Source organism: Salegentibacter sp. (assembly GCF_041642575.1).
Classification (GTDB): domain Bacteria; phylum Bacteroidota; class Bacteroidia; order Flavobacteriales; family Flavobacteriaceae; genus Salegentibacter.
Window position 1 is genome coordinate 12267 of sequence record NZ_JBEPWD010000019.1, and the last position, 6463, is coordinate 18729.

Annotated in this window: 10 protein-coding genes; 6 read left to right on the forward strand and 4 right to left on the reverse strand. The window is 41.1% G+C overall.

Annotated elements, in window-relative coordinates:
- Positions 1-456, forward strand: a 456-nt coding sequence (locus tag ACESK1_RS05240) for an NAD(P)H-dependent oxidoreductase (protein ID WP_372918629.1), incomplete at its 5' end; no start/stop codon positions are given.
- A gap of 80 nt (positions 457-536) precedes the next feature.
- Complete coding sequence (locus tag ACESK1_RS05245) at positions 537-2051, forward strand: amidohydrolase family protein (RefSeq protein ID WP_372918631.1); 1515 nt, start codon at positions 537-539, stop codon at positions 2049-2051.
- Here the strand turns inward: ACESK1_RS05245 and ACESK1_RS05250 are convergent.
- The 4 genes from ACESK1_RS05250 to ACESK1_RS05265 are packed head-to-tail and all read right to left on the reverse strand — an operon-like array spanning position 2048 to position 4435.
- The gene (locus ACESK1_RS05250) at positions 2048-2620 is read right to left on the reverse strand and encodes a pseudouridine synthase (RefSeq protein WP_372918633.1); all 573 of its coding nucleotides are present in this window, start codon (positions 2618-2620) and stop codon (positions 2048-2050) included. The two genes, ACESK1_RS05245 and ACESK1_RS05250, sit on opposite strands and share 4 nt — an antisense overlap.
- A 12-nt stretch (positions 2621-2632) precedes the next feature.
- A complete protein-coding gene (locus ACESK1_RS05255) occupies positions 2633-2938 on the reverse strand; it encodes a DUF721 domain-containing protein (protein WP_372918635.1) in 306 nt (101 codons plus the stop codon).
- Positions 2925-3359, reverse strand: a complete 435-nt coding sequence (locus tag ACESK1_RS05260) for a lipocalin family protein (protein ID WP_372918637.1) — start codon at positions 3357-3359, stop codon at positions 2925-2927. The genes ACESK1_RS05255 and ACESK1_RS05260 overlap by 14 nt, the downstream gene beginning before the upstream one ends.
- Positions 3356-4435: a DNA replication/repair protein RecF gene (locus ACESK1_RS05265; protein WP_372918639.1), complete on the reverse strand. Its 1080-nt coding sequence runs from the start codon at positions 4433-4435 to the stop codon at positions 3356-3358. The genes ACESK1_RS05260 and ACESK1_RS05265 overlap by 4 nt, the downstream gene beginning before the upstream one ends.
- A 147-nt stretch (positions 4436-4582) precedes the next feature.
- Between ACESK1_RS05265 and ACESK1_RS05270 the strand changes: the two genes are divergently transcribed.
- From ACESK1_RS05270 to ACESK1_RS05285, 4 genes are all read left to right on the forward strand, one after another.
- Positions 4583-5353: a tol-pal system YbgF family protein gene (locus ACESK1_RS05270; protein ID WP_372918641.1), complete on the forward strand. Its 771-nt coding sequence runs from the start codon at positions 4583-4585 to the stop codon at positions 5351-5353.
- A 4-nt stretch (positions 5354-5357) separates the two neighbouring features.
- The gene (gene ribH, locus ACESK1_RS05275; protein WP_372918643.1) at positions 5358-5855 is read left to right on the forward strand and encodes a 6,7-dimethyl-8-ribityllumazine synthase; all 498 of its coding nucleotides are present in this window, start codon (positions 5358-5360) and stop codon (positions 5853-5855) included.
- A gap of 128 nt (positions 5856-5983) precedes the next feature.
- Complete coding sequence (locus tag ACESK1_RS05280) at positions 5984-6277, forward strand: hypothetical protein (RefSeq protein WP_372918645.1); 294 nt, start codon at positions 5984-5986, stop codon at positions 6275-6277.
- On the forward strand, positions 6278-6463 hold a 186-nt coding region (locus ACESK1_RS05285; RefSeq protein WP_372918647.1), incomplete at its 3' end, for an ATP-binding protein.

Sequence of the window (6463 nt, forward strand, 5' to 3'; positions counted from 1 at the left end):
ATCGCCCAAAATAAAGACTGGGAGAAACATGTTGAAGCAGCAAAAGATATTACCGAAGCCAGCTTAGACGATCTGGAGTGGGCAGATGCCATTATCTTTAGTATTCCTACCCGTTATGGGAATTTGCCTTCCCAGGTTCAGCAGTTCTTCGATACTACCGGCGGACTTTGGTCGCAGGGCAAGCTGGCCAATAAAGTGGTTAGCGGCATGACCAGCGCAAGTAATCCGCATGGAGGTCAGGAAACAACATTAATGTCCTTATATAAAACAATGATCCACTGGGGAGCCATCGTAGTTTCTCCCGGGTATACCGATAAAAGTTTATTTGAATCTGGTGGAAATCCTTATGGGCTTAGTGTCACAGCCGGACAGGATACACTCGACGATAAAATTAAAAAGGCTGTTTCACACCAGGTAAAAAGATTGGTGGAAACTACCGGGAAATTTAAATCCTAAGGCTTTTCGGCCTTCAAAAGCATACATGGCGGTTCATAAGGGCCGCCATTTTTATTATATTTAAACCCAAATTATTCCCGATGAAAAACCTCCTTCTCCTTTTGCTTTTTGCGCCTGGCATTCTCCTGAGTCAAAACAATGATGTAGTTTACGATTTATTGATCCGAAACGCGACGCTAGTAGATGGTTCAGGCAAGGATAAGTTCAAAGCTCATGTGCTTGTACGCAATAGCGAGATCGTTCAGATTGAAAGGGACACCAGCCTGGAATTTTCAGCAGAAAAAACAATTGATGCTGATGGACTTGTTTTAAGTCCGGGATTTATCGATACGCATTCTCACGGGAATCCGCTGGAAACTCCCGGTTTTAAAAATTTTCTTGCCATGGGAGTGACTACCATCACCCTTGGCCAGGACGGATACAGTCCAAGTGAAAGAGACCTTAATCAATGGATGGATGAGGTTCAAAAGATCCAACCTGCAACGAATATCGCGATGTTTGCCGGGCATAATACGCTAAGGCAGTTATCGGGGGTTAATTACGATACTCTGCCAGGGGAAGAGGGACTAGTAGAAATGGAAAAACTCCTTCAAAATGCGATGGATGCGGGAGTGTTTGGAATGACCACCGGCCTGGAATATAATCCCGGGAACTTTTCCGGAGAGGTAGAGCTTGAAAGGTTAGCAAAAATAGTAGGGAAGAACGGCGGCTTAATTATGAGTCATATGCGGAATGAAGACGATAGTGAGCTTGAAAATTCCATCAAGGAGCTTCTTGCCCAGGGGAAGCACTGTCCTGTTCACATCTCCCATATTAAATCGGTTTATGGGAAAGGGGAGCCGAGGGCCACAGAGATTATAAGCCTTCTTGAAGAGGCCAGGGCAGAAGGTATAGAAGTAACAGCCGATCTTTACCCGTATTCTGCGAGTTACACCGGAATTGCCATAGTTTTCCCTGATTGGGCTAAAAAACCGAATGATTATGAAAGCGTTTTGAAAACCCGCAAAGCTGAATTACAGGAATTTCTTCGGAATAAAATAGCTGATCGCAACGGGCCGGAAGCTACCTTAATTGGCTCCGGGAAATTCAAAGGGAAAAGCCTTGAGCAGATCTCGAAAGAACTCAACAAGCCTTTTGAAGATGTGCTTATTGAAGATATAGGCCCTTACGGTGCCGGAGGAGCTTATTTTATCATGGACGATGAATTACAGCAGACGCTAATGCAACACGAGCTCGTGAATATTTGTAGCGATGGGAGTCCAACAATGAGACATCCCAGGGGTTATGGCAGCTTTGCTAAGATTATCGAAACTTATGTTATGGGAGAGAAGATGCTTTCCCTGGAACAAGCCATTCATAAAATGACCGGGATGCCCGCAGAAATTTTAGGGATTGAAGATCGCGGACTTATTAAAGAGGGTTATAAAGCTGATCTCCTGCTTTTTGATCCTTCAGAAATAAAGGAAATGGCAACCTACGAGGAACCGCATAAACTTGCCGAAGGTTTCAAATATGTTCTGGTTAACGGAAAAATTGCGAAGGATGGATCTGAATTTTCAGGAGAGAGAAATGGAAAGTTTTTGAAAAGGCCTTAATAATCGAATTGTTTTAATTCTATAACCTGGCCTGCATCCATATTTGAAAGTTCTTCGTTTCCCACCCGAACTCTTACGAGCCTTAATGTAGGAAAGCCTACAGCCGCCGTCATTTTCTTTACCTGGCGGAATTTCCCTTCGGTAAGGGTTATAGACACCCAGCTGGTGGCGCCGTGGCGCTCGTCCCTTATCTTTTTAGCTCGTGGAGGAAAAACAGGTCTTTGTTCTAATTTAAAAGCTTCACAGGGAAGGCTTTGATAGGTTTTACCGTTAATACTTATCGCTACTCCTTCCTGCAAATGTTTTATAGCATCGCTGGTAATTTCTCCGTCAACCTGAACGTAATATTCTTTTTCTACTTTCTTCCCGCTAATGGAGGCACTGGTTTTTCCACAGGTGGTGAGAAGTAAAAGTCCTTCTGAATCCTGATCCAGTCGGCCAATGGACATTGTTCCTTCAGGAAAATCATGCAGATCCCCCAGGAGTTTTTTCTTTTTCCTTGGCCGTTCATTAGTGATAAACTGGCTTAAATATCCGTATGGTTTATAGATCTTAAAATACCTTGGCAAAGCCTTTGATTTTTAGCGTAGAACGAGTTTTTTAACAAGCTCCCGGCCTAGCTCTTCGTTGAGCATTTTTATAATTCTCGCTTTTCCATAACTCAGTTCTTCCCGTAAAACAGAAGAGCTCAGCTGTACGTATAGGGTGTCGTTCTGAAGTTTTATTCCCGTGGTGTATTTCTGAATCGCCGGGCCCATTTCCCGGTTCCATACCTCTCTTACATTTACCTTATCCAGGCCAGATTGTAGTTTGTTTTTATCTACGAATTCTTTAAGCACGTCGCCCATGCTTAAATTCTCATTATTTCTTCGGTTATTCTTCTTCATCTTCTTCAGCAAATAATGGGGTGAATTTTTTATAATGATAAATGATTCCGTCCTTATTCAGGATACTCATTTTTTCCGCGTCTGCCTGCAGCAGGGTTTCCTTCCATTCATCGAATGGGGTCTTGTAATAAAGACGCAGGCTATCGTTTTCTATCTTAATCTCAAGCTCCTCGGCATCCTCACTGGTTTTATAACTACCATCAAATTGAGGTTGTAGCTTTTTCCTGAAACCGGTGCTGTCTGTGATTTCAAAATAGTCTATGGTCTCATTGATAGAGTATTCCCTGATCGAATCGCCCGGGAGCTCCACTTTATCAATTTCCCAGTAACCTTCGATATGTTTAATCTGCTCTGCTGGATCCTGATTACTGCAGCTTAAAAGTACAATTCCGAGAAGGAAATAAAGAATTATTTTATTCACAATTTAAAGATTTTATAGGTTTGGTTGCTTTGCTGTACTACTTTTTCGGTTCGGTCGGCATGGGTGTCGCTAATAAAGATCTGGCCTAATTCATCAGTAGCTACCAGGGCCACAATATGAGCAACGCGTTGTTCATCCAGTTTGTCAAAAATATCATCCAGAAGTAAAATTGGGTTCACCTTGCTTAAGGCCTTTATGAAATCAAATTGGGCCAGCTTAAGGGCCACGAGAAATGATTTCTGTTGTCCCTGCGACCCGAATTTCTTTATTGGGTGTCCTTCTATCTCAAAACTAAGATCATCCTTATGTGTTCCAACACTTGTGTATTGTAAGGCCATGTCTTTCTGAAGATTTTCCTCCAGAAGTTTAGAAAATGATTTTTCAAATAGCTGACTCTTATAACTAATGTCTACTTTTTCCTTGTTAGCAGTGATGTCGTTATATCGCTTGTTGAAAATCGGAATAAATTCCTCCAGGAATTTTGTGCGTTTTTCGAACAAATAATTTCCCAGTTCACTAAGTTGAAGATTATAAACCTCCAGGTTATCCCGGTCAAAACTATTGTTGGCGGCAAAATACTTCAGAAGGGAATTTCGCTGGGCAAGGATCTTACCGTACTGGATGAGTTTGTTGAGGTAAACCTGGTCGCTTTGAGATATTACTCCGTCTATAAATTTTCTCCGGGTTTCACTGCCTTCTATGATAAGGTCACGGTCGGCAGGGGAGATGATCACCGCCGGGATAAAACCTATATGTTCACTGAATTTCTCGTAAGGTTTATTATTCCTCTTGATTAGCTTTTTCTGGCCGCGTTTTGCACTAACCACAATATGTTCCGGCTTTTCATGCTTTTCAAATTCACCTTCTATCACAAAAAAATCGGCATCGTGATTAATATTCTGGCTGGTAATTGGGTTGAAATAGCTTTTTCCGAAGGCCAGATGATATATACTGTCTAAAACGTTCGTCTTTCCAACCCCATTATGACCAACAAGACAATTTATTTTATCATCAAATTTAAAATCTGCTGAATCCAGGTTTTTATAATGAAGTAAATGGAGGTGTTTTAAAAACATAAAACTCTGATTTCCAGCAAGGTGATTTTTGTTAAAATTTTCTTTACAAAACTAAGCGAATGACCTGAAATTATTAAAAAAATACAAATATTTTCCCTTTTAATTTTGAATAAAAATCCTATTTTTGCGACGCATTAAACAGATTTTATGGCAACTTACAAGAAAAAGGGAAATAAACCATCTAATAAGGAAGAACGAAGAAAAAAGGTTGAAGAGGAATCTACAACCGCAGAAGTATTTAACACCCTTGATGAAGGTGCCTCAAAGACCGAGACCTGGGTGGCCGATAATCAAAAGTACATTTACATTATAGTAGGTGTGGCTATTGTGGCTGTTTTAGGTTATCTGGGATGGCAGCGTTTTATCCACGAACCAAAAGAAGCTGAAGCCGCCAATGAAATGGCACAGGCTCAGAATTATTTCGGAGATGCTATGAATAGCGCAGGTGCCGAACGTGATTCGCTATATAATATGTCTCTTAATGGTGGGGAAGGAAAATATGGATTTCTTGATATAATAGATAACTATGGTGGTACAGACGCAGCTAACCTTGCAAGATACAATGCCGGATTTGCTTACTTGCACACCGGAAAATACCAGGAAGCCATAGAGTATCTAGAAGATTTTAATAGTGATGACGAAATTCTTGCGGCACTTGCTGTAGGTGGAATAGGGGATGCTTTTATGCAACTCGATCAGCCTGAAGAAGCTTTAGACTATTATGATGAAGCTGCCTCTATGCGTTCCAACGAGTTTACAACTCCAAAATTTTTGCTGAAGGCGGCTATTACTGCCCTTCAGTTAGGAGAGAATGAAGATGCTGAAGATTACCTTACTCAATTAAGAGATAAATATCCTGAAACTCCCGAAGCCGAAAAGGTGCCTGTTTACTTAGGGCAGGCTCAGGCTAATAAATAATTATATGGCTACTGAAGGAAACAATCTTTCATATTACGATAAAAACACGATCCCAAACGCGGAAGACTTCCGGTTTGGGATCGTTGTTTCAGAGTGGAATGAGAATATCACCGAAGGCCTTTTTAAGGGAGCCTACCAAACGTTTATCGATAATGGTGTAGACCCTAAAAAGATAGCACGTTGGAATGTTCCAGGCAGTTTTGAGCTTGTTTATGGATGCAAGAAAATGCAGGAAAGTTTTGACATGCTTGATGCTATTGTCGCCATTGGTAGTGTGATAGAAGGAGAAACCAAACATTTTGATTTTGTATGCCAGGGTGTCACTCAGGGAATCAAAGACCTTAATGTACAAAATGATATTCCTGTGATCTTTTGTGTGCTAACTGATCAGAATATGCAGCAAGCCATAGATCGCAGTGGCGGTAAACATGGCAATAAAGGTACTGAAGCTGCTGTAGCGGCCATAAAAATGGCAAAACTTCGCAAGGATTCCAGGTTCTGATAATGATTTTCTTTCGCAGGCATCTCAGCTTGTCGGCACTATTATTGTGATAATCTTTAAGACGCTGAGCTTCGGAATTTCGGAGCTTTTTGAGTAAATTTGATTTTTATATTATAAAGCAGCCCGTTTTGAAGATTGGATTAAATAAAATAAAAAAGAATACCCGTTATAATTACACTCCCCGTTATTATAAAGGCAAGGATACCGGTAACATTTATAATTTTGATTCTAAGTTTCATAAATATAAAGATACCACCAACGCCATAGATTTCGGTTCCCATTGGGCCGATGCACGAAAATCCAGCCGTAACCGAGGGAATAGGGAAATCAACACCCGTGTATTGGTCATCATTGTAATCCTACTGCTAATCTTCTTGTGGATAATAGACTTTGATTTGTCCATCTTTTCGAATGCTCGCTAAATGAGTGATGTAATTCAACTTTTACCAGACCATGTAGCCAACCAGATCGCTGCCGGAGAAGTGGTTCAACGGCCGGCTTCTGTCATCAAAGAACTTCTTGAGAACGCTATTGATGCTAAAGCCACCAGGATTCAGGTGGTGATAAAGGATGCCGGAAAAACCCAGATCCAGGTGGTGGATAATGGA